Source organism: Pseudomonas sp. FW305-70 (genome assembly GCF_058783925.1).
Map to the genome: position 1 here is coordinate 232,484 of NZ_JBYSYZ010000004.1, position 23,608 is coordinate 256,091.

General features: G+C 60.7%; 19 protein-coding genes, 1 tRNA gene and 2 pseudogenes. 9 read left to right on the forward strand and 13 right to left on the reverse strand.

The features are described from left to right. Window positions 1-11: 11 nt before the first annotated feature. A pseudogene (locus AC3WN7_RS05250) lies at window positions 12-155 on the reverse strand (LysR substrate-binding domain-containing protein); the annotation flags it as partial. Between the two features lie 126 nt (window positions 156-281). Between AC3WN7_RS05250 and AC3WN7_RS05255 the strand changes: the two are divergent. Further along, window positions 282-358, forward strand: a tRNA-Met gene (locus tag AC3WN7_RS05255). A gap of 140 nt (window positions 359-498) precedes the next feature. Here AC3WN7_RS05255 and AC3WN7_RS05260 read toward each other — a convergent pair. Then, window positions 499-1,602: a DUF2817 domain-containing protein gene (locus AC3WN7_RS05260; RefSeq protein ID WP_207258397.1), complete on the reverse strand. Its 1,104-nt coding sequence runs from the start codon at window positions 1,600-1,602 to the stop codon at window positions 499-501. Window positions 1,603-1,768: 166 nt separating this feature from the next. On the opposite strand from AC3WN7_RS05260, the gene ggt reads away from it, so the two are divergent. Further along, window positions 1,769-3,601, forward strand: a complete 1,833-nt coding sequence (ggt, locus tag AC3WN7_RS05265; protein WP_102673426.1) for a gamma-glutamyltransferase — start codon at window positions 1,769-1,771, stop codon at window positions 3,599-3,601. Between the two features lie 306 nt (window positions 3,602-3,907). On the opposite strand, the gene ddlA is transcribed toward ggt, so the two are convergent. The 5 genes and pseudogenes from ddlA to AC3WN7_RS05290 form a co-directional block, all read right to left on the reverse strand. Further along, entirely contained in the window at window positions 3,908-5,002 is a 1,095-nt protein-coding gene (gene ddlA / locus AC3WN7_RS05270; RefSeq protein ID WP_095965588.1) for a D-alanine--D-alanine ligase, read from the reverse strand. 47 nt (window positions 5,003-5,049) lie between these two features. Then, window positions 5,050-5,649 (reverse strand): flavin reductase family protein, encoded by a 600-nt coding sequence (locus AC3WN7_RS05275; RefSeq protein WP_095965589.1) that lies wholly within the window; start codon window positions 5,647-5,649, stop codon window positions 5,050-5,052. Window positions 5,650-5,818: 169 nt separating this feature from the next. Further along, window positions 5,819-6,427, reverse strand: coding sequence for a methyl-accepting chemotaxis protein (locus AC3WN7_RS05280; RefSeq protein ID WP_256585617.1), 609 nt, complete (start codon window positions 6,425-6,427; stop codon window positions 5,819-5,821). Beyond that, window positions 6,410-7,135: pseudogene (locus AC3WN7_RS05285) on the reverse strand (PAS domain-containing protein); the annotation flags it as partial. The gene AC3WN7_RS05280 and the pseudogene AC3WN7_RS05285, both read right to left, overlap by 18 nt. 117 nt (window positions 7,136-7,252) lie before the next feature. After that, a complete protein-coding gene (locus AC3WN7_RS05290) occupies window positions 7,253-8,566 on the reverse strand; it encodes an MFS transporter (RefSeq protein ID WP_095965591.1) in 1,314 nt (437 codons plus the stop codon). A gap of 200 nt (window positions 8,567-8,766) precedes the next feature. Between AC3WN7_RS05290 and AC3WN7_RS05295 the strand changes: the two genes are divergently transcribed. From AC3WN7_RS05295 to AC3WN7_RS05305, 3 genes are all read left to right on the forward strand, one after another. Continuing rightward, window positions 8,767-10,185, forward strand: coding sequence for a short-chain fatty acid transporter (locus AC3WN7_RS05295; protein WP_095965592.1), 1,419 nt, complete (start codon window positions 8,767-8,769; stop codon window positions 10,183-10,185). Window positions 10,186-10,279: 94 nt separating this feature from the next. Beyond that, window positions 10,280-11,452, forward strand: a complete 1,173-nt coding sequence (locus AC3WN7_RS05300) for a hypothetical protein (RefSeq protein ID WP_102673428.1) — start codon at window positions 10,280-10,282, stop codon at window positions 11,450-11,452. A gap of 145 nt (window positions 11,453-11,597) precedes the next feature. Continuing rightward, complete coding sequence (locus AC3WN7_RS05305; protein ID WP_095965594.1) at window positions 11,598-12,122, forward strand: SET domain-containing protein-lysine N-methyltransferase; 525 nt, start codon at window positions 11,598-11,600, stop codon at window positions 12,120-12,122. 6 nt (window positions 12,123-12,128) lie between these two features. On the opposite strand, the gene can is transcribed toward AC3WN7_RS05305, so the two are convergent. Continuing rightward, entirely contained in the window at window positions 12,129-12,773 is a 645-nt protein-coding gene (gene can, locus AC3WN7_RS05310) for a carbonate dehydratase (RefSeq protein ID WP_007978048.1), read from the reverse strand. A gap of 168 nt (window positions 12,774-12,941) precedes the next feature. On the opposite strand from can, the gene AC3WN7_RS05315 reads away from it, so the two are divergent. Then, entirely contained in the window at window positions 12,942-13,346 is a 405-nt protein-coding gene (locus AC3WN7_RS05315) for a serine kinase/phosphatase (RefSeq protein ID WP_095965595.1), read from the forward strand. Window positions 13,347-13,446: 100 nt separating this feature from the next. Here the strand turns inward: AC3WN7_RS05315 and rimI are convergent, their stop codons facing one another. Further along, window positions 13,447-13,899 carry a ribosomal protein S18-alanine N-acetyltransferase gene (rimI, locus tag AC3WN7_RS05320; protein ID WP_007978046.1) on the reverse strand — a complete coding sequence of 151 codons (453 nt, stop codon included), beginning with the start codon at window positions 13,897-13,899 and terminating at the stop codon, window positions 13,447-13,449. Continuing rightward, window positions 13,892-14,638, reverse strand: a complete 747-nt coding sequence (locus AC3WN7_RS05325) for an energy transducer TonB (protein ID WP_095965596.1) — start codon at window positions 14,636-14,638, stop codon at window positions 13,892-13,894. The genes rimI and AC3WN7_RS05325 overlap by 8 nt, the downstream gene beginning before the upstream one ends. A 220-nt stretch (window positions 14,639-14,858) precedes the next feature. On the opposite strand from AC3WN7_RS05325, the gene mksB reads away from it, so the two are divergent. Genes mksB through mksF form a run of 3 tightly spaced genes read left to right on the forward strand, consistent with a single transcriptional unit; the run spans window position 14,859 to window position 19,667 of the window. Then, the gene (gene mksB, locus AC3WN7_RS05330; protein ID WP_173862049.1) at window positions 14,859-16,139 is read left to right on the forward strand and encodes an Mks condensin complex protein MksB; all 1,281 of its coding nucleotides are present in this window, start codon (window positions 14,859-14,861) and stop codon (window positions 16,137-16,139) included. After that, a complete protein-coding gene (gene mksE / locus AC3WN7_RS05335) occupies window positions 16,129-16,830 on the forward strand; it encodes an Mks condensin complex protein MksE (protein WP_095965598.1) in 702 nt (233 codons plus the stop codon). The genes mksB and mksE overlap by 11 nt, the downstream gene beginning before the upstream one ends. Then, a complete protein-coding gene (gene mksF, locus AC3WN7_RS05340) occupies window positions 16,827-19,667 on the forward strand; it encodes an Mks condensin complex protein MksF (protein ID WP_095965599.1) in 2,841 nt (946 codons plus the stop codon). Before mksE ends, mksF begins: the two co-directional genes overlap by 4 nt. Window positions 19,668-19,868: 201 nt before the next feature. On the opposite strand, the gene AC3WN7_RS05345 is transcribed toward mksF, so the two are convergent. The 3 genes from AC3WN7_RS05345 to AC3WN7_RS05355 are packed head-to-tail and all read right to left on the reverse strand — an operon-like array spanning window position 19,869 to window position 23,434. Then, window positions 19,869-22,172 (reverse strand): PqiB family protein, encoded by a 2,304-nt coding sequence (locus AC3WN7_RS05345; RefSeq protein ID WP_102673430.1) that lies wholly within the window; start codon window positions 22,170-22,172, stop codon window positions 19,869-19,871. Beyond that, the gene (locus tag AC3WN7_RS05350; protein WP_015096842.1) at window positions 22,165-22,788 is read right to left on the reverse strand and encodes a paraquat-inducible protein A; all 624 of its coding nucleotides are present in this window, start codon (window positions 22,786-22,788) and stop codon (window positions 22,165-22,167) included. Before AC3WN7_RS05350 ends, AC3WN7_RS05345 begins: the two co-directional genes overlap by 8 nt. Next, a complete protein-coding gene (locus tag AC3WN7_RS05355; protein WP_015096843.1) occupies window positions 22,775-23,434 on the reverse strand; it encodes a paraquat-inducible protein A in 660 nt (219 codons plus the stop codon). Before AC3WN7_RS05355 ends, AC3WN7_RS05350 begins: the two co-directional genes overlap by 14 nt. Window positions 23,435-23,608: the final 174 nt, after the last annotated feature.

A 23,608-nucleotide genomic window follows, 5' to 3' on the forward strand; every position in this document is an offset into this window, starting at 1 on the left:
GGCAGCCCTGCTCAGGCGCGGATCACCGCTTGCGGGAAGTCCTGCTCCAACTCGGTCTTGAGCCAGTCGATAAACCACGCCACATCCGCCGACAGTGCGTGGTCGTTGTTGACGTAGAGCATGTCCGAATTGAGGTGGATGTCGAGGTCGTTGGCGGTTTCCAGCGCTGCCCTTCACCACTGCCTGGAAGGTAGATTTTGATAAACGGTTGAAAGCGCAGAGAAATATTTTAGATTTATGCTTGACGCATCCCCGTTACCGGTGAATAATGCGCGCCACTTGGCTACATAGCTCAGTTGGTTAGAGCATAGCATTCATAATGCTGGGGTCCGGGGTTCAAGTCCCTGTGTAGCCACCAAGTACTAAAAACGGCTTACCGAAAGGTAGGCCGTTTTTTTATGCCTGTAGGAGCGAGCTTGCTCGCGATGGACTCAAGAGCACAGCGTTTAGCCAGTAAACACGCGTTAACGTTAACGACCATCGCGAGCAAGCTCGCTCCTACAATGTCGGCAATGCCGACAACGCCCGCTCCCAGATTTGCCACGTGCGCAACCAGACCATCGACTGCCAATCGCTATCGGCCGGATAGAACTGCTCCAGCAGATTCAACTTGATCCCGCGCCCTACGGCGTCACTCGGGTTGCCGTGCAGATGCAGCCAGTGGTCATCACGCAGATGACGATGAACGTCCGGCCCCGGATACGTTCCGCACTCGATGACGAATGGCATCAGGCGCACCTGCGGCAGCGCATCGATCAACGCCTGCGAGGTGTAGCCGGTAGCCGTCGCCGCTACGCCGGTTTCGCTCAGGGTATCGGCGCCGGTGTGCAGGCTGTAGAGCCACGGGCCGTAAATCGCCTGCGCATCCGGTAACGCCGGATAGGCGGACTCGGTGATGGTCAGCAGCATCGGATGACCGTATTCACCCGCACCGGTGTGCAAGTCGAAACACATGGCCACTTCGGCATGGGCCAGGTGCTTTTGCACGATCCGGTGCAGCGTGCGGTTCGACCAGCTCGGCGCCAGCCCGCCATAGAACAGGCCATCGGGGTGAGCATGCTGACCGCCCTCGACAATCGACATCACCGCCGGCCAGCCATGCAGGCGAATCTGCTCGTCGAGCAAGGCATCGGCACGCTCTCGCTCGGGGCCGTGCAATTGCGGGCAGGCATAGATTTCATGCAGGGCGTTATAGGCCTGGTTGTCCGGCAGCGGGCGCTGGAAATCCAGGTGATTGCGGTTCAGGTCGATGTTGTCTTCGTTGACCCGGCGCAACCACGCCATGCCCCAGGGGTTGATGGCATGGATCATGACCACGGCGACATCCGTTGGCAGGGAACGCTTGCCCAACTCCTGCAGCCATTTGATCTGGCAGCCCGAGCCATAGAAGCCTTCAACTCCGTGAGTGCCGCTCAGCGCGATCAACAGACGCTTGGCGCCCGGATCACCCAACACCGCCACATCGGTACTCAGCGATTCACCGAACGGACCTTTGAGCGGGTGTGGATACTCAGTCAAGGTTGCGCCTGCGGCAGCCGCTGCGGCCAGAAACTGTTCACGCTGGGTGCGATAGCCGGGCTGGATTGGGAACTCGGTGTGCATGTCTGCCTCTTGTTGATTTTCTGGCCTGCCTGTTGGCAACGACCCTACAGAAATTCCTGCCTTTGATGAAGGACAAAAACGTCAGTGCCGTAGGACCCGGTTTGCGTCCCTCCCAGTCGGCCGATAAAGTCCACTGATCGTAGATCCAACGGACGGAGTACCCCACGTGTTCTCAACCTTCGCTTTGCGCCGCCATCGCCTGCCTGCCCTGGCGCTGATCGTCAGTGCCTTGACCCTGGCCGCGTGCAACAACGCTTCGGTGCCGACGCTGCCGCTCGCCCCGGAAAGCGCTTCCGGTTTCCGCACCGATCTGAAAACTCAACACGCCGAGAAATTCATGGCAGCGGCGGCCAACCCGCTGGCAGCCGAAGCCGGGCGGGAGATGCTGCGCCGGGGCGGCTCGGCCATCGATGCCGCGATTGCGATGCAAGCGGTGTTGACGCTGGTCGAGCCACAGTCTTCGGGCATCGGTGGCGGCGCATTCATCGTACTTTGGGATGGCAAAGCCGTGCGCACCTACGACGGCCGTGAAACCGCCCCGGCCGGTGCCACCGAAAAACTTTTCCTGCAAGCCAATGGACAACCGATGGGCTTTACCCAGGCGCAGATTGGCGGCCGCTCGGTGGGCACGCCCGGCGTACTGCGTGCCCTGGAACTGGCCCATGGAAAACACGGACGCCTGCCCTGGGCGCAATTGTTCGAACCGGCCATCCGGCTCGCCGAACAAGGCTTTGCCATTTCACCGCGCCTGCACCAGTTGATCGCTGCAGATTCGTCCATGCCACGCTCTGCGGAAATGATGGCTTACTTCCGCAATGCCGATGGCAGCCCGAAAGCCGTTGGCACCCACCTGAAGAACCCGGCACTGGCCGCCGTGTTCAAACGCATCGCCCATGAAGGCCCGGATGCCCTGTACAAAGGCCCGGTCGCCGAGGAAATCGCCGCCAAGGTCCAGGGCCACGCCAACCCCGGCAGCCTGTCCCTGACCGATCTCGCCAACTACCAGGCCAAGGAACGCGCACCGCTGTGTACCGACTACAAACGCTGGCAAGTCTGCGGCATGCCGCCACCGTCGTCGGGCGGGATCGCCGTGGCGCAGATCCTCGGTACGCTGCAAGCCCTGGAAGCTCGCGACAAGCGCCTGGCGCTGGCACCGCTGAAACCGGTCAAGACCACAGCCCCGGCCGGCAGCGAACCCGACCCGCAAGCCGTGCACCTGATCTCTGAAGCCGAACGCCTGGCCTACGCTGACCGCGCGCAGTACCTGGCCGATGCCGACTTCGTGCCCGTGCCGGTCAAGGGCCTGGTCGACCCGGCCTACCTCGCCAGCCGCGCCGCCCTGATCGGCGAACGCAGCATGGGCACGGCCAAACCCGGCACGCCGCCGGGCATCCGGGTGGCCTACGCACCGGACCGTTCGCCGCTGCGGATTTCCACCTCGCAAGTGGTGGCCGTCGATGACGCAGGCGGCGCCGTGTCGATGACCACCACCATCGAATCGGCGTTCGGCTCGCACATCATGGTTCAGGGTTTCATGCTCAATAACGAGATGACCGACTTCTCGTTCATCCCCGAGGAAAACGGGCAGAAAGTCGCCAACCGCGTCGAACCCGGCAAACGCCCGCGCTCATCCATGGCGCCGACCCTGATCTTCGACCGCCAGAGCGGCGAATTCCTCGCCACTGTCGGCTCCCCCGGCGGCTCGCAAATCATCGAATACGTGGCCAAATCCACCATCGGCCTGCTCGACTGGAATCTCGATGCGCAAGCAGCCATCAACCTGCCCAACTTCGGCAGCCGCAACGGCCCGACAGAATTGGAACAGGGCCAGTTCAGCCCCGCGCTGATTCAGGCGCTGAAAGACAAAGGGCACAGCGTGAGCGAAATCGACATGACCAGCGGCACCCAGGCGATTGTTCGGGTCAAGGACGCCCAGGGCAAAGCGTCGCTGACGGGAGGTGCCGACCCGCGGCGTGAGGGGCAGGCGCTGGGGGATTGAGTCACGCGCTGGAGTGATGAAAGGCCTGCCAGTGAGCAGGCCCTTTTTGGGGGGCTTCACTGGTCTGGAACTCACTTCATTTTCGACCCGGACGCGGTCCTTTGTGGGAGCTGGCTTGCCAGCGATGGTCGTCAACGATAACGCGTGTGATCTGGATAAACGCGGCGCACTTGCGTCCATCGCCAGCAAGCTGGCTCCTACAGTTTCGGCGTGGGCGCGTTCTTTTGTGGGAGCTGGCTTGCCTGCGATGGTGGTTAACGATAACGCGTGTGAACTGGATAAACGCAGCGCCCTTCAGCAGCGCACTTAACGACTGATCTTCAACCCCTGCCGAACCTGATGTTTTTCCAGCGCCAGTTCAATCAATCGCGTCACCAACTCGCTGTAGGTCATGCCGGTGGCCTGCCACAATTTCGGGTACATGCTGATGCGGGTGAAGCCAGGCAGCGAGTTGATTTCGTTGATCAGCACTTCGCCACTGTCGGTCAGGAACACATCGACACGGGCCAGGCCGGAGCAGCCCAGGATCTGGAACGCCTCGACGGCCAGGGCGCGAATACGCTCGCTGGCCTCGACGCTGATATTGGCCGGCACTACGACTTCTGCGGCCGTGTCGTCGATGTATTTGCTGTCGTAGGAATAGAACCCGCTGCGCACCACAATCTCGCCGCAACCACTGGCGATGGCGTCCTCATTGCCGAGCACTGCGCATTCAATCTCGCGGCCGCTGACCGCAGACTCGACTAACACCTTGGTATCGAAACTCAACGCCAGCTCCACCGCTGCGCTGTATTCGGCCTCGTCGGTGACCTTGCTCACACCCACGGAAGAGCCCTGGTTCGCCGGCTTGACGAACAGCGGCAAACCGAGCCGGGACTGAACCTCGGCAAACCCGGTGCGCGCCGCCGAGGCGCGGGTCAATGTCACGAACGGCGTCACGGCCAGGCCGGCATCACGCAGCAGACGCTTGCTGATGTCCTTGTCCATGCACACCGCCGAGCCGAGCACATCGGAGCCGACAAACGGCAGATCGGCCATGCGCAGCAAACCTTGCAGGCAACCGTCTTCACCCAGGGTGCCGTGGACGATCGGGAAGATCACATCGACGTGGCCGAGCATTTCCTGACTGCTGGTTTCCACCAATTGCTGGCTGGCTTTTCCGGGCACCACGGCGAGCTCGCGATTGGACTGATTGAGGGCGATCAGCGCCGGGTTTTCCTGGTTCAGCAAAAAGTTGGAAGGGTCGTTGAGGTGCCAGTGGCCTTGTTTGTCGATGCCGATCAGCACCGGCTCGAAGCGTGAGCGATCGAGGGCGTCGACGATATTCTTCGCCGACTGCAGCGACACTTCGTGCTCTGCCGAGCGCCCGCCAAAAATTATCCCTACACGCAGTTTTTTCATCGCCTGGCCTCCTGGTGAATGTGCTTACAACCTCAATAGTCGAAACCTTACGGCTGCAAGCTCTTGCCGTCCACCGGCTCGCCAATGGTCAGGAAGTGCCCGCCCGCCACGTGGTGCAAGGTGCGCAAGGCGTCTTGCCCTTCAAAGTGCCAGCGCCCTTCGCTAAACACGCGCTCGTCGGCCTGGGCGGCAATCACTTCGGCCAGGAACAGATCGTATTGCTGGTGGTTGTTCGGCTCTGGCAACAGGCGACATTCCAGCCAGGCCACGCAACCCTCGAGCATCGGCGCTTCGACCGACTCGCCGGTGAATGTCTGCAAGTCATAGGTCTCGAACTTGTCGCGCCCCTGGCCCTGGCTCAACTCCAGGCCGGAGGTCGAACCAACGGTCTGCACAATGTCGGCCTGGGCGGCGCAGGGAACGTTCAACACAAACGTGCCCGAGGCTTCCAGCAACTGGCGAGTCCAGGTGGACTTGTCCAGCACCACGGCAATTTTCGGCGGTTCGAAATCCAGCGGCATGGCCCAGGCTGCCGCCATGATATTGCGTTGGCCATCGTGGGCGGCGCTGACCAGTACGGTCGGGCCATGATTGAGCAGACGATAAGCCTTGGACAAGGGAACCGGACGGCGGTGGGAAGCGCTCATGGAAGTCTGCTCCTGAGGGAAAGGAGCCGATTGTAGCGCCCACGTAACCCTGTGGGAGCGGGCTTGCTCGCGAAAGCGTCAGTTCGGTCACAGTTGCGTTGAATGACACACCGCTTTCGTCGGAACGCCGCCCGGAGCAAGCCCACTCCCACCAAGAGCTGATCGCAGGTCAGTTAGTGAGTTGATTGGCAAACTGCCCCACCGCATTGACCACTTTCTGTGCACCGTCCTGGATCTCGACAATCACCGTGCCCGCTTCCGCCGCCAGTGCCAGGCCCTGCTCGGCCTGGAGCTTGCCATCGGTCATCAATGCCACGGCGTTGCGCGCCATGTCCTGGTTCTGCCGCACCACGAGGACGATTTCATCGGTGGCCTGGCTGGTGCGCGACGCCAGTTGCCGGACTTCATCCGCCACCACGGCGAAGCCGCGACCCTGTTCGCCCGCACGCGCCGCTTCGATGGCCGCGTTGAGCGCCAGCAGGTTGGTCTGTTCGGCAATGCCGCTGATGGTTTTGACGATGGTGCCGATCACCAGCGACTGCTCGTTCAAGGCTTCGATGCCGTCGCCGGCGGTTTGCATGTGTTTGGCCAGGTCACGCATCACGTCCACGGCCTGGGTCACCACGGCGTTGCCGCGCTGGGCGCTTCGGTCGGTTTGTTGCGAGGTGCTGTAGGCGATGTTGGCGGCCTCGGCGACGGCGTGTTCCTGATTGACCTGATCGGTAATCACCGTGGCGAACTTCACCACCTTGTAGAGATGATTGTTGGCATCGGCCACCGGGTTGTAGGACGCCTCCAGCCAGACGGTACGACCATGGCTGTCGACGCGTTTAAAACGGTCGGCCACGTACTCGCCCGCATTCAGGCGACGCCAGAAGTTCTGGTACTCGGCACTGTTGTATTCATCCGGCAGGCAGAAGGTACGGTGATGCTTGCCCTTGATCTGCGCCAGGCTGTAACCCATGCCACTGAGGAAGCGGTCGTTGGCGGTCAGCACGTTGCCGTTGAGATCGAACTCGATCACCGCCGTGGAGCGCACCAGCGCACCGATCAGGTTCTCGTGTTCGCGGGAGGCCTCGATGGTGCGGGTCAGGTCGCTGGAGAAGATCGAGAAACACTTGATCCGACCGTCCGCCGAGCGCACTGGCTGCAGGATCGAACGCAACCAGGCTTCCTGCCCCGTGCCGCGCAACAGCCGTACCGCACCGGCGAAGTGCTCGCCACGGGTCAACGCGTTCTTGAAGCGCTGCTGGAATTCGTCGAATTTCACGTGTTCCGGGACGAGGTCGTCGATGTGCCGGCCGATCAGGTCGCCGCTCTTGTAATGCATTTCGTCGAGGAAGTTCTGATTGACCGACTGAACCCGTCCATCGCTGTCGAGGGTCAGCACCAGCATTTCGCTTTCCAGACTTTCCTTCACTTGCTGGAGGCTGGAGAGTTCTTCACGAAGAGCCGACAGCTCCTGCTTCAAGCGTTTATTGAACATGGGAAAGCACCGATGGACAGGGGTAGAAAGCGATATGCAGCCTAACCATCGGCCTTGGAAACATTTACTTAAGCGTGTTTCAGGTTTGTCCTACAAAAATAGTTACAACGGGTCCGATCAATGCGCGCCAGCGGCAGAACAGCCTGCGATTCTCGGCATCCGCACACCGAAGTACGCCGCACTGCCCACGCCCACCGCGCCCATCACCGCACTGAACATCACGCAGATCCACGGGCTCCACGGCATCAGGCCGATCAACAACAGCGGTGTGATGCTCGCCCACGCGGCGTAGGCAATGTTGTAGGTGAACGAGATGCCCGAGACGCGAATTCGCGCCGGGAACAGGCTGACCATCACCGATGGCACCGCGCCAACCACCCCGCAGGCCAGCCCTGCCACGGCGTAAGCCAGGCCGATCCAGTCGCCGCCCATGATCAGACAGCTGTAAAGCACACCGATGCCCAGCGGCAGCAGCAAGCTATAGAGCATCACCGTGCGCCAGGCGCCGATGCGGTCGACCAGCAGCCCGGCGAGCACGCAGCCGATGTTCAGGAACACGATGCCCAGTGCGCTCAAGGCGAAGGTATGGCTGGCGGTCATGCCAAAGGTTTTCTGCATCATGGTCGGGGTAATGACCACGAAAACCACCACGGCCGAGGTCAGCACACAGGTGAGAATCATCGCCGGCAAAATGGCCAGCCGATGCTCACGCAGGACCGTGCGCAGCGGCAGTTCGCCGGCCGCCTCGCGCTGCGCCTGCATGGCCATGAACACCGGGGTTTCGCTGAGCCAGCGACGCAGCCAGACGCCGATCACTCCAAACACGCCGCCGAGCAGGAAGGGATACCGCCAGGCGTAATCGAGAATTTCCGCCGGAGTGAAAGCCTGCGCCAGGAAGGTCGCGGTCAATGCACCGATCAGGTAGCCGAAAGTCAGCCCCGCCTGCAGGAAACCCAGGGCATAGCCCCGGTGACCGATCGGCGCATGCTCGGCGACGAAAACCCAGGCACTCGGCACTTCGCCGCCCACCGCCGCGCCCTGGAGAACGCGCAGGACCAGTAGCAACAAGGGTGCGAAATAACCGATTTGCGCGTAGGTCGGCATGATCCCGATCAGCAGGCAGGGCAACGCCATCATCAGGATGCTCAGGCTGAAGACTTTCTTGCGCCCCAGGCGATCGGCGAAGTGCGCCATCAGGATGCCGCCCAACGGTCGCGCCAGGTAACCGGTGACGAAAATCCCGAAGCTTTGCAGCAGGCGCAGCCACTCGGGCATTTCCGGCGGGAAGAACAACTGGCTGAGGGTCAGGGCGAAAAACACGAAAATGATGAAGTCGTAGATTTCCAGCGCCCCGCCGAGGGCGGCAAGCCCCAGGGTCTTGTAGTCCGAGCGGCTGAACGGCGCCGGGCGCGAATCGGTGTTGGCAGTCATGTAAAGAACTCTGGCACAGGCAAAAACCAAGGCGCCCATGGTCTACGCAAACGCGCTGGCGGACAACCCGTTAGACCAAAGTCCCATAGCCACAAATCAGCCCCGCAAAAATCCACGGCTTGAATTAATGTTGGCGTCTGTCCAGACGGGCGGTTACCGCCCCGAAGACCACTACAAACATAAAAATTCGAGGTACCCCCGTGGCCGCTGATATCGAAGATAGCCGCTCCGCCCGCTTTGCCCTGCGCTGCTCAAGTTTTGCCGAACGCTGGTTCCCCGACTCCTGGGTGTTTGCTGCCCTGGCGGTGATTATCGTGGCGGTGGCCACCATGGCCATGGGCGCCAAGCCCACCGACGCCGCCATGGCCTTCGGTGATGGCTTCTGGAGCCTGATCCCCTTCACCATGCAGATGGCCTTCGTGGTGATCGGCGGTTATGTGGTCGCCAGTTCACCACCGGCGGTGAAACTGATTGACCGCCTGGCGAAAATCCCGAAAAACGGCCGCTCTGCCGTGGCCTGGGTCGCGCTGATCTCGATGGTCGCCTCGTTGCTGAACTGGGGCTTGTCCCTGGTGTTCGGCGGATTGCTGGTGCGCGCCCTCGCCCGCCGTACCGATCTGAAAATGGATTACCGTGCCGCCGGTGCCGCCGCCTACCTGGGGCTCGGTGCCGTGTGGGCCCTGGGCCTGTCGTCATCGGCCGCTCAATTGCAGGCCAACCCGGGTAGCCTGCCGCCCTCGATTCTGTCGATCACCGGGGTGATTCCATTCACCCAGACGATCTTTCTCTGGCAGTCCGGCGTGATGTTGCTGGCCCTGATCGTGATTTCGCTGATCATCGCCTACGCCACCGCCCCCGGCCCGAATTCGGCGCGTGACGCCAAGGCCTGTGGCGTCGACCCGAGTTTCAACCTGCCGCCGCTGCAACCACGCACCCGCCCCGGCGAATGGCTGGAGCACAGCCCGCTGCTGACGATTCTGCTGGTGCTGCTGGCTGCCGGATGGTTGTTCCATGAGTTTTCGACCAAACCGGCCATCAGTGCGATTTCCGGGCTGAACACCTACAACTTCCTGTTCATCATGCTCGGTGCCCTGCTGCACTGGCGCCCTCGCAGCTTTCTGGATGCCGTGTCCCGTGCGGTGCCGACCACCACCGGGGTGTTGATCCAGTTCCCGCTGTATGGCTCGATCGCTGCACTGATGACCACGGTCAAGGGCGCCGATGCGCAGACCCTGGCGCATCACATCTCGACCTTCTTCGTCAGCATTGCCTCCCACGACACCTATGCCGTGCTGATGGGCGTGTATTCGGCGATCCTCGGCTTCTTCATTCCGTCCGGTGGCGGCAAGTGGATCATCGAAGCGCCGTACGTGATGCAGGTGGCCAATGACCTGAACTATCACCTGGGTTGGGCGGTACAGATCTACAACGCCGCCGAAGCCTTGCCGAACCTGATCAACCCCTTCTACATGCTGCCATTGCTGGGCGTGCTGGGGCTAAAGGCGCGGGACCTGATCGGTTTCTCGTTCGTGCAGTTACTGGTACACACGCCACTGGTGCTAGTGTTGTTATGGGCACTGGGGACGACGCTGGCGTATTTGCCGCCAGTCATGCCGTAACCTAAAGGAAAGGGGCCGGTATTGATCGGCCCCTTGTTGTTCCGCCCGTCGGTTTCTGTATCTGCTGGTCTAATACGCTGAAAAGGATCTGAGCATGTTCAAACTTGCGGCACTCACCCTCGCAGCCCTCACCCTGAGCACCACCGCCCATGCCGATGTCAATTTGAAGCTGGGCACTACCGAACGCGTTACCCGCCTCTTCGCCTACCCCAACAATTGCAACGTGATCTGCTTTCGCAACTGGACGCTCGAGCAAACCGTCGAGCATTACCTGACCCAAAGCGTGCAGCGCGATGGCTATGGCGACGCGAAGGTTCTGGTCAAAAACGACAATGGTCAGCTCTACGCGCAAATCATCGGCGTGCCCAATAGCTATGAAAAACCTTTGGCAGCGCTGCTCGATGCCGGTGACCTGGCCTATAACGGCGCCAGCAAGCTGAATGCCGACGGCAAGTGGGCGTATAGCTGGTACCTGTTCCTGCCGCTGGGCATGGCCCTGGAGAACCGCAGAAGTGTCGAGTTGCTGCACTTCCCGCCCGACTATTCGTTGACCCAGGCTCAGGATTACCTGAAGTCCGCCACCACGGATCGCTGGGCCTCGCTGCTCACCATCAATGGCATCCCGGCCGAGCAGACGCCGGCCTTTCAGACCATCATCGACATCGCCCCTATTGCCGCCCCCTCCAACGCCGGCAAGGACCTGGAGGGCGTCTACAGCTACTTCAACGACTACCAGACCACCATGGTCAGGAACGTCAGCCTGCACGCCAGCGGTGAAACATTGCCAATGGTCGCCTTCGGCTCACCGGTGCGTAACTGGATCAAGCAACAATACGGGGCGACCGTGAATGTGCTGGGGCTGGCGACGATCAGCCCGAGTGACGGGGTGAAGGTGCGGGTGCTGGGCTCCAACCACCCCAGCTACATCTGGTATGCGGCCGATCCAGCAAGCTATTCCGGCAACGATGCCAAGGCCAAGGCCGATGCGGCGGGGCTGAAAGTCATGGGCCAGGATTTGAGTGCCGCCTGCTGGCAGGCCGTCATGGGCCGCCAACCGGACAGCAATGCCGATATCGAGCTGAAAACCTGCACACAAACCTGGCAAGTGGCCGAGAAGGAAAAAACCTGTGCGCTGTTCTACACCTCGATTCGCAACCTGACGCCGGGACAAGCGGCGGCCAAATGCTCGACAGCAGCGATCCAGTTGCAACTCAAACAGCTCAAGGCACCCGCACCGGCCACCGCCCAGCCCGCGCCACCGCTGTAAACCGACTATCGGCAGTCAATCTGTCAGTTTTGACAGTAGACCGCCCGCGATATCTGCGAGAGGCTTGGGCCGTACCCCATGTGCTGCAGCGCTGACTGGATCGTCAGCCAATGGAAGTCGCAGCACCCAGCCGACAGGGATCGTTATGAAAGCCGATGCACTGCGCAAGTCTCTCGCACCACCGCCGCAGGGTATTTACCCTTTTGTGGAGTTACCCCCGCACCTCGGATATCCATCCCTGGCCGATTTCGAGATTCTCTCGAACGATCAGGGCGCGCCCATGGCCGCGGTAGCGTTGCGCGAGTTTCCCCGCATAAGCCGGATCTGCCGGGTATCGGGGCATTTGCTGCCCTGTCGTGGCCGGCATACCCGACAACTGGCCCGGGATATTCATGTCCATGACCCGCATTTCTGTGGGCTGCTGCGCCACTCTTGCGACCCGAACGTATTTCTCGACATGAGTGAGCTGTGGTTATGGGCGCTCAAAGACATTCAGAAAGGTGACTGGCTGTCGATGGATTACGCCGCCACGGAAGACCAACTGCTGCGCCAGTTCGCCTGCCGCTGCGGTTCGTACAACTGCCGGGGCTGGATCACCGGCTTCGATGAAGCGCCGAACGCCGACGGCCAGCTGTTTTTGCAACAGTGGCGTCGGCAAAGTCCGCGCTGAAGGGCTTTACAGGGGTTCGAACGGACGCAGGCGGTACTGCGGCGGCAACTGCTCGAAGCCGCTGATGGTAGCGTTCAGGCTCTTCCAGCGACCGTCCTTGATACCGTAGATGCAGCCATGGATCGACAGGCTCTGCCCACGGTGCCAGGCGTTTTGCACAATGCTGGTGTGCCCGACGTTGGCCACTTGCTGGATCACGTTGAGTTCGCAGAGACGGTCGACCCGCTCTTCTTCGGTGGCCAGTTTGGCGAGTTCTTCGCGCTTTTCGTAATACAGGTCGCGAATCGAGCGCAGCCAGCCGTCGATCAGGCCGAACTGGCGATCCTGCATCGAGGCGCGCACGCCGCCGCAGCCATAGTGGCCGGTGACGAGGATGTGCTTGACCTTGAGTACGTCGACCGCGTACTGAATCACCGACAGGCAGTTGAGGTCGGTGTGCAGCACGACGTTGGCCACATTACGGTGTACGAACAGATCGCCCGGCAGCATGCCGACGATCTCGTTGGCCGGCACCCGGGCATCGGAACAACCGATCCACAGGAACTCAGGGGTCTGTTGGCGGGCCAGCTTGGCGAAGAAGTCAGGATCCTCCTCCTTGATCGCAGCGGCCCAACGCTCGTTGTTATCAATCAGATCTTGTAATTCGTTCATGCTCTGAAGCCTCAAGAATGATGCGCAGCTTTGACTGACAACCGTCCGTCGAGGTCACGCGCTAAATGCGGATGCTCTCCTGATCCGGTACACGGGGCTCCATGCCGGTGGAATTCTCGGTAGCCACGTGGGTCAACCGTAGTAAGGCCTACAGTATGAGGAATTGCCATGAATGATTCACGACGTCCATACGATGCGGTGCAACCGGAACCCGTCGACGACAACGAAGACCGCATGGGCTCGGTGCGTGAGCTGGATTTCGACGCCGAAGAACCCAGCGCCAGGATCGGTGACGAACTGCCGGAAAACGAGCGCGAACAACTGATGCCACGCCGCCGCGGACGTGAAGCAGGCCTGACGGGTGCCTCGACCGGCGACCATCAACCTACCGACGACGACATGAGCCCGGAAACCCTGATCCGTGAAGACGGCGCCCGGGATGCTCATGAGGCGGGCAATGATAAACGCGCGGATTGGGACCTGAGCATCGTCGATGAGGAGGATATTGGCGGTGGCAATGGCCTGGACGAGGCGGAACTGGCGCAGCGCGATCCGATGGACGGCAAGCGATAGTTTTTTAGTGCCTGTTCAGCCGCCTTCGCGAGCAAGCCCGCTCCCACGGGGGGAATGCATTCCAAATGTGGGAGCGGGCTTGCTCGCGAAGCTTTTGAGCTCAATCGACCAATGTGCAGGCCATGACCACCGCATCTTCGCGACCGCCCACCGCCGGGTAGTAATCCCGGCGTCGGCCGATTTCGTTGAAACCATAACGTTCGTACAGTTTGAACGCCGCAGTATTGCTGTCGCGCACTTCCAGGAAACACTCCCGGGCGTCGGCCTTGTAGGCAATCGACATCAAATGCTCCAGCAATGTCAGCCCCAGGCCGCGGCCCTGGTTTTCCGGCTTGACCGTAATGTTAAGCAGGTGCGCCTCGTCGAGGATGATCTGCACCACACCGTGGCCCACCTGTTGCTGACCTTCGAACATCAGCCAGATCTGGTACTTGCCCAGGCCGTCGAGGAAAATCCCGCGGGTCCAGGGATGGCTATAGGCCGCGTACTCGATTTTCAGCACGGTTTCCAGATCCGCCTCGGTCATCGGGCGAAACGATACAGCGTCACTCATTCGATTCTTTCCAACGCGCCATCAGCCGACGCATGGCTTGCCAGACATCAGCCTTACGCTGTGGCTCTTCCATTAATAATTCCAGGCCCGGTACCGCCCAGGCCGAGCCCAGGCCTTCGATCTGCAACTCGCGATTGAACGCTTCGGCATCCGCCTCGCCGGCAAAACGCACGGCGGGCAGGCCGATCAGCCACAGGCAGGCGCATGGCGTTTCTTCCATGCGCACCGAGAGAAAACCCTGTACGAAGTCGCGGGCCGCTTCGGGGCCCTGATCCATCGTGCCACGCACCAGCAGCGGCCAGCGCACCGGCTCGCCAACGATCTGCGGGCTGTCCGGCAGACCGGCGGCGCGCAGCATGTCCTTGAGCAGCAGGTAAGCAGGGTCGCGGGTCTGGAAGGATTCGCCTGTGGGTAACTCCACCAGCAGCAGGCAACGCCCGGCCCGCAGCAACTGCAGGGCGAAACGCGGCGGCGGCACGACCGGCGCCTTGACCACGACGGGTGCCTCTTCGGCCTCTTCCACCGGTTTGGCACCGGTGCGGGTGCTCGCCAGCGATGGTCGCGGCACCTCGATCTTCACCCGCTCTGCCGGTTTGACCACAGGCGCCACGGGCGTCTCAGCCACGACAGCCGGCACGACAGGCGCGGCCTCGGCCGGCTCGGGTATCTCCAGCAGCTCGGGCCGCGACGGCGCAGCAAAGGGCAATTCGGTGCGCGGCAGCCAGTTGACCACCTGCATGGCGTTCAAATAAGCGCGACGACGGGACTCGATAAGCAAAGGTCGGCCACTTGTGGATAACTAAAGTGCGCTGATTCTACCGCCGTTCGCACAAGATCGCGCGCTGTTGATCGATAGACTTCACGGACAGAAAAAACAACAGCCCGTCCCGAGAGTGAATCGCATTGCCGCCGATGCAGTACAATCGCTGCTTTTAATCGCCAACCAGCCGGCCATTCCGATGATCGAACCCAAGCGCGTCTTGCGCGCCCTCGCTGAACACTGGGCACTTCTGGAGCCACTGTGCGAGCACTTCGACCAAGGCACACTGAGCCTCAACGAACTGCGCACGCAACTGGCCGCCCAGCAACTCGACAGCACGCCGCAGGACATTACCAGTCTGCTCGACGTGTGGATTCGCCTCGACATCCTGGTTCCCGTGGCCAAAAGCCCGAACCGTTTCGAGCTCAATGCGCAGATTCACGACTTCCTCGCCTATCTGCGCCGTGAACACCGCCTGGGCCTGTGCCTGGAGATCGAAGCCTATCTGCGCCACCTTGAGCGTCTGGCCGGCTACATCCAGGACGCGTTCGACATCCGCGACGGTAATGACCTGGCCCGCCAGTTGCGCCTGCTCGACATGCGCGTGCGTGACGTGCTGAAAAAACTCGATAACGACGAACAGGCACTGGTGGCCGTCGCCGAACGGGCGAAAACCAGCGACCGGCAGATTCCGTTGCGCCAGCGTTACGCGGAAGTACTGGCGACCTGGGACGAATACGTCGAGCCGATGATTGATCTGGTGAACGCCGACGGTGCCTTCGAACAAGGCGTGCGCAAGGTCGAAACCGTGCTGCTGAAGATGCTCAGCGAACAGCAGCGCCTCGGCCACCTGGTCGACGACGACATGCTGCTGCGCACCCACGCGCGCATCCTCGAAATGCAGACCAGCGCCCAGCTGACCCTGCGTCATGCCCGCGAGCTGCTCTTGCCGTTGCGTGAAGAGGCCCGCCGGCACAATGCCGTGACCCGTGGCGCAGCGCTAGCCCTGGCCGCCATCCGGCGCAAGGGCATCGACGCCGTACCACAAGCGGCGATGCCGCTGTTCACACGGCCGCAAAGCACTTTCCTCGGCAGCGCCAGTCAGGTTGAAGCCTACGTCTACGCGCTGGCGCGTTTCGAACCGAAACCGGCGCGTTTCCCCAAGGCGCACAAGACCCACAAGGGCGGCGATGCACCACGCGCGCCTCGCACGGTTCGGGAAATGCTCGAACGCTGCGAAGACGCCCTGCCAATGCCGGACCTGATGACCTGGCTGCTGGAGCAGGAACCGGACGGCGCCACCGACGAATTGCTGTACTGGTTCTCGCGCCTGTCGCGGGAAAAACGCTTCAAGCGCGAGCGTCTGGAACGTCGCGAATACCATACTCACGAGCACCAGGTCAGCCTGCGCTCCTTCGCCCTGCTCTCGGTCAGCGATGACGCCGCCGAGAATTCTGCGAGCACTCCTTATGCAACTTGATCTATCCGAACTGTCCCATCTGGCGCCGATCTTTCGCGAACTGTTCAAGGGTTACCACGTCAGCCGCCGCGATCCGGAGCTGTACGCACAGTTGTCGAACTTTCAGGACCAATACCGCACGCTGTTCAAGGCACTGGGTTTTGAACTGGTCTGCGACACCCGCGGCTTCTACTACTTCGTGCCGGACCTCGCGGCAGCGGCGGTGAACAAGACCGCCCAGCGCCTGGCGCTGTTCACCTTCATCCTCGTCGAGCACCTGGCCGACCAGGGCCGCGACCCGATCTCCGTGCTCGACGGTGGCAGCCTCGGCCGCGATGAACTGCCGTCGCTGCTGGAAAAGTACCGCGACCTGTTCATCCAGGCCGAAGTGCAAACCCAGGACGAGCTGGAAGAAAAGATCATGCGCCGCATGACCCAGCTCGGTTTCGCCAGTGAAGAAAACGGCGTCTACCGTTTTCTGCCACCGATGCACCGTTTCCTCGATGTGTGCCTGTCGGTGCAGCAGGACCGCGATCTGGCCGCCAGCCTGCACAGCGTCCTGCCGTTACCGGTGCCGGTGCTGATCGACGAAGACAGCGACGAAAAACTGCTGCAGACCGACGACCCGCTCGACTTGAGCGAATTCGAAAGTGAAAGCGAAGAAGACGCCCTGGCCCGGGCCATTGCCGAAGAACAGGAGCTCGACGCATGAGCAAGGAACGTTACGGCATCCGCCGCTTTGCCCTTTTGAACACCGCCGGCTACAGCCTCGGCCTGTTCCCGCTGGAAGAGCCGCTGTCGGTGTACGGCGCGAACAACCTCGGTAAATCCGCCTCGATCAACGCCTTGCAGTTCCCGATCCTGGCGCGCATGTCGGACATGAGCTTCGGCAAGTACAGCCTGGAACAATCCCGGCGCTTCTACTTCGCCTCGGACACCAGTTACATCCTGGTCGAAGTCAACCTGCCCCACGGTCCGCACGTGATCGGTGTGGTCGGTCGCGGCCCCGGTGGTGGTTTCGGTCACCAGTTCTTTGCCTACGCGGGCAAGCTGGACCTGGCCCACTACCAGAAAAACGACACCTGCCTGCGTCAGAAAGAGTTGTTCACCAACCTTGAACGCGAAGGCCTGAAAGCCTACGAACTCAAGCCGGACGAACTGCGCCGCTTGCTGGTCGGTGGCCACACCTCGATCCCGCTGGACCTGACGCTGATCCCGCTGCGCTCCACCAGTGAGCAGAGCCTGAAGACCTTCCGCGCCCTGTTCATCAACCTGCTGCACATGCGCGAAATCACCGCGGCCAAACTCAAGCAGCTGTTCCTCGATGCCTTCGAACACAGCCTGCGATCCGGCAGCGTCGATTACATTGCCGCGTGCGAAGAAGCCTTCCGCGATGTACGACGCATGGAGCAGGACTACAACTCGCTGGTCGCCGCCGGTCCGTTGGTCGAAGCGCTGGCCAACGGCGTGAAGCAACGCGACATTCTGCGCGGCAAACTGCACCGCATCTCGCCGCTGCTCGATTCATTGCTGGGCACCTGGTCGGACTACGCCAGTGCGCGCAAGGAAGAGCTGACCATTCAGGCCGAGCACTACCGCAACGAACAGGACGCCCTGCAAAACGATCAGCGCGGTGGCACTCAGGAGCTGATGCGCCTGGAACGGGAAATCACCGGTATCCAGCGCTGGCTCGGCGAATTGTCAGTGCTCAAGCATCGCTTTGCCCTGGTCGATGACGTCAAGGTGCTGGAGCAGCAACTGCTGGCCGCCAAGGACGCCCACGATGAACTGGCCGGCGCCTTGGCGCAGTCTCGTCAGTTCAGCGCCGAAGACCTCGACGAGCGCCTGCGCGACCTGGAAAAACGCCTGAAGTCGGTCAAGCAGCAGCTCGATCACGCCGACAACAACAGCTACGCCCGTCTGCGCGAAGAGTTCTCGCAGCAGGACGTCGAGCGCCTGATGCGCCTGTTCAACAGCGCGCTGTTCAGCCTGCCGCTGGGCGAACATGGCATCACCCTCGACGAAAACGGCGACTGGGTGAAATCCGTGGAGCTGATCCTCGACGGCTTCAAAGGCGAACGCTTCGAAGTGCCGGGCCTGTCCATCGACATCTCGCACATCGAACCACCGGCCTTGCAGGCCCTGGCTGACCGTGCGGCCCTGCGCGACCAGAAAGAGCGCCTGGAAAAAGAACTCAAGCAACTGAAAACCCAGCAGGCCGTGGCTGCCGACCGTGCCGCGAGCAAGACCCAGACCGAAGTGCTGTACCAGCAAGTGCTGGATGCGCAGAAAGCCCTGGAAGATTTCCGTCGCGCGCAAACCCTGAGCGCCGAAGAAGGCGACAAGCTGGAACAGATGGCTCAGATGGAAGCCGCACAGGACGAATTGAAACGTTCCAGCGACGCCTTTACCGAGCGCGTCCAGCAGCTGTCGGCCAAGCTGCAACTGGTCGGCCGGCAGATCGGCGACATGGAAGCCAAGCAACGCACCCTCGACGACGCCCTGCGCCGCCGTCAGTTGCTGCCGGCGGACCTGCCATTCGGCACGCCGTTCATGGACCCGATCGACGACTCCATGGACAACCTGCTGCCGCTGCTCAACGACTATCAGGACAGCTGGCAAGGCCTGCTGCGGGCCGACGGCCAGATCGAGGCGCTGTACGCTCAGGTGCGCCTCAAGGGCGTGGCCAAGTTCGACAGCGAAGACGATATGGAGCGTCGCCTGCAACTGTTGATCAACGCCTATGCACACCGCACCGACGAAGCCCTGACCCTGGGCAAGGCTCGCCGTGCCGCCGTGACGGACATCGCCCGGACCCTGCGCAACATCCGCAGCGACTATGACAGCCTCGAACACCAACTGGCGCTGTTCAACCGCGAAATCAACAAACGCCAGGTCTCTAACCTGCAAAGCTTCCGCATCGTGCTCGCACCAAACAAGGAAGCGCTCAAGCACATCGACCAGATCATCCACAGCGCCGGTCAGTACGAGGAAGGCGAAACCCTGTCGGTCTTCGACCTCAGCCAAAGTGCCGAGCAAGACAACAAGAACGAAGAAGCCAAGGAATACCTGGCGCGACTGGTGGCGGCGAACCACAACCAGCTCGGCCTCAAGGACTTGTTCGAGCTGGCGTTCGAGATCACCAAGGTCAACGGCCAACCGGTGATCCACACCGACATCGACGGCGCCGCATCCAACGGCACCACCATGACCATCAAGGCGCTGACCAACATGTACTTGTTGCTGCACTTGATGGACCGTGACCAGGCCGGTCGTGTACGCCTGCCGTACTACCTCGATGAGGCCGCGGACATCGATGAGAAGAACCAGGCCGCCTTGCTGGAAACCAGCTTGCAACTGGGCTTCGTGCCGATCCTGGCGAGCGTGAAGCCGCAGGTCTGCGCCAGTGTCGCCATCGACCTGGAAGGCGGCAGCGGCCCGGCCGGCATCTACATCGACGAGGCGGACTGGAAGTACATCCGTCGTCACGACCAGGTGAAGGCGACGGTCAGCGAACAAGCGGATGAACCGGAGCTGGATGCGGTCTGAGGCTTGAATCGAAGGCAATGAAAAAGGCCGCGGTCCAATGGATCGCGGCCTTTTTCATAGGTGTGTCAGTTAGCTTTGCAGTGAACTTCAGGGCCTCTTCGCGGGCAAGCCCGCTCCCACAGAGTCTGTGGCCAACCGATAACCCTGTGGGAGCGGGCTTGCCCGCGAAAGCGTCATCACTGACGCTACATAACCCTCAGACTATTTACCCAGCGAAATCTTCGGCGCCCAGGTCAGCCATTCCTCTTCGAACTTGTCGAACAACGCGAAGGTCTGTTCCGGTCGCGCCGGGCTGCCCATGCGTTCGCCGTCCGGCGTGGCGAAGGCGACACCGCCCTGAATCATCGTCTCCAGGGATTCAGTGCGCACCGTTGCACCTCTGAACAGTCCGACATCGAAGTCGAAACCGCTGGTGTTCCAGAACCGTGTGCCGCTACGCACCAGCGGCGCGTACTTCGGCTCGATCAGGATATGGATCAGGACACGATCGGCGGTCTGCCCCAATTCATAACCCGTTACCTTGCCCACCGTGATTTCGCGATACGTCACCGGCACACCGGCCTTCAGCGAACCGCGACGAGCGGCGCTGAGCACCAGACTCAAACCGTCCTCACGTTTTACAGCTTCAGGCGGGCTGGCCAGGGCCATGAAACTTTTCTGCGGCCCCAGATTCTTGGCAGCTGGCAGCACTTCGATGTATTGCCCGGTCACCAGGGTTTCAAGGTTCGATGTCTTGATCAGCCCCAGTTCAGGCTTGACCACCCAGAACTGACTGCCGACCCGGGCGATGCGCTCCGGCACTTCGGTAATCCGTGCGGTCAGCAGTACCGATTGCAGGTCGTCACTCAGGTCAACGTCCTCGATCTTGCCGACATCCAGGCCCTTGAAGCGAATCGGCGTGCCCGTACGCAATCCATCGGCGCGATCGACCTTGATGGTAATCACCTCGCCCTTTTGCGTGGCGTCGTCATGGCTGGCGAACAAGCGGAAACGTGGAATGCGCTTTTGTAGCGGTGCCTTGGCTTCCGGGGTTTCAAACGCAATACCGCCGGCCATCAGGCTTTGCAGCGATTCACTCTTGACTTGAATGCCACCGGTCAGGCCACCCGAGAGCGTGATACCGCTGGCATTCCAGAAGCGTGTCGAGGCGTTGACCAGATCCTCGTATTCCTTCTCGATATGCACGCCGATGATCAATTGCTTTTTTTTGCGCGAGAACTGATAGCTCTGTACCGAACCTACCTTGACCTGCTTGTAGAGAACCGGACTGCCGACTTCCAGCGAGCCAAGGTTTTCGGTGAACAACACCAGGTGCAGGCCCGGCGCACGCAGATCCAGGGGTGGCGCCTTGGGCCGCGCGACGAATTCGCGTTGCGGCGCGGCACCCTTGTCGCCAGGACGCACAGCGATGTAGTTACCTTTGACCAGCGCCTCGAGACCGGTAATCCCGGCGAGAGAAATCGACGGTTTGACCACCCAGAACTGCGTGCCGTCGACCAGGTAATCTTCGGCCAACGGGTCCATCGTCAACTCGGCGGTGGCCCCGGACAGGTCGGGATCGACCTTCAGCGCCTTGAGATTGCCGACCTGAATGCCTTTGTACATCACCGGTGTACGACCGGCCTGCAAGCCTTCGAAGTCGCTGAGCTTGACCTTGATCCGGATAGCGGCCGCCGCTGCATCGAAGTCTTCATAGAGTCTGAACGGCAGACTTGGGTCGGTAGGCGGGCTGTCCTTACGGTTTTCGGGTGTAGCGAACGCAATACCACCGGCGACAATGCTGGCCAGGGATTCACTGCGAATCTTCACCCCCGACAGATTGGCGTCGATGCTGACCCCGCTGGCATTCCAGAAACGTGTGTGTTTGCGCACCAGTTTGGCGTAAGTCGGCTCGATGAAGACCTTGAGCTCGACGGTGCTCTGGTCCTCGGACAACACATAGCTTTTGATCTGCCCCACTTTGATCTGTTTGTAAAACACCGGACTGCCACGGTTCAGCGAGCCCAGGCGGTCAGCCTTGATGGTCAGGTGCAGACCGGGCTGGGCATCGGAAAGCGGCGGTTCCTGGGCCAGGGCCTTGAACTTGCGAACCGGTTCACCCTCGCCCGGACTGATCGCAACGTAGTTGCCCGAAACCAGCGTCTCAAGACCGGTAATCCCTGCCAACGTGACGCTCGGCTTGACCAGCCAGAAACGCGTGCTGGTGCGCAGGTATTGCTCCACGTCCTTGTTCATTTCAATGCTGGCGATCACGCCTTTGGAACTGCCTTCGTCATCGAGCTTGAGGCTTTTTACCTTGCCGACCGACATGCCTTTATAGACAACTTCGGTCTTGTTGGCCTGAATGCCTTCGCCACTTTCAAAGCGTACCTGAATCTCGATACCGGTCTCGTTATAGGCACGCCAGCCGAGCCAGCCGCCGATGATCAAGGCGATCAGGGGCAACACCCAAATGGCAGACCAGTTCGAAGCCGGTCGGGTTTTCGCTACAGGCAAATCAGTCATGGTCGTCGTCCGACTCCGTGTTATCCCAAATCAGTCGGGGATCAAAGGTTACTGCGGCAAGCATCGTCAGAATCACCACCGAGGCGAAAGCGATGGCGCCAAGATTGGCTTCGATACTGGCAAGCCGCCCAAAATTCACGACCGCCACGAGGATGGCAATCACAAAGATATCGAGCATCGACCAGCGGCCGATGAATTCAATGAAACGGTACATCCAGATACGCTGGCGAGCCGAAAGGGGCTGATGGCGCTGCACGGAAAACAGCAGCAGAGCAATGCCCACCAGCTTGAAAGTGGGCACCACGATACTGGCGATAAACACCACGGCCGCAATGGGGAACATGCCGTAGTGCACCAACTCGATCACACCCGCCATGATCGTGCTGGGCGCTCCTTTGCCCAGGGAGTTCACGGTCATGATCGGCAACAAATTGGCCGGTATGTAAAGAATGGCGGCGGTAATCAGCAATGCCCAGGTGCGCACCAGGCTATTCGGGCTGCGGGCATGCACCAACGCACCGCAGCGCGTACAGACCTGCTCGTCGGTATCAGCTTCCTGCCTGTTCAATTCATGACATTCCTTGCAAATCAGAATGCCTGCATCAATCGCCCGCATGGGCATCCTCTCCTGATAACGCTTGCCAGATCTGGTGAGGCGACATTACGACCTCCAGCCAGACTTGAATCAGCAATAAACCAATGAAGCACGCCAGGCCGAGGCCTACGGTGATAGCTGCCATATCTGCCAGTTTGACGATCGCCACCAGCACGCCCATGAAGTAAACCTCGAGCATCCCCCATTCGCGTATATGGTGATAAATGCGATAGAGCAACAAACCGTAGCTGCGCCCGACATCAAAACGGATACTCAACAATACGGCCAATTGGCACAGCAGCTTGAGCAGCGGGATCCCCATGCTGCACAGGAATACAATCACTGAAACGCTTTGCATGCCCGTGTCAAAAAGGGCGACAACGCCGCTCCAGACAGTGTCTTGCGAAGACTGCCCGAGTAGATGGAGCTGCATGATGGGTAAAAAGTTCGCCGGAATAAACAACAACAAGGCGGCTATGACCAGGGCGAGACTGCGCTGTACGACGTTGTACCGATTGGCATAAAGCTCGTAGCCACAGCGCGGGCACAAGGCTTTTTCGCCATGGGCGAGTTCTGGCTTACGCATGAGCAAGTCGCACTCATGGCAGGCAACCAGATTTTCAAGTGGTAATTCTGACAGCTCTTTGGCGTCAACCGAATCCGGCATAAGCGCTCTGACTCTAAAAAAGTTGGACCTATTCTAGTGTCCCGGGACAAAAATAACTGCGCCAATTTGTGCTCGATTGAGCGTGCTTTTTCTACGCCAAAAACAAAACCCCAACTGCTTTCGCAATTGGGGTTTCGGAATTTAATCTTGACGATGACCTACTCTCACATGGGG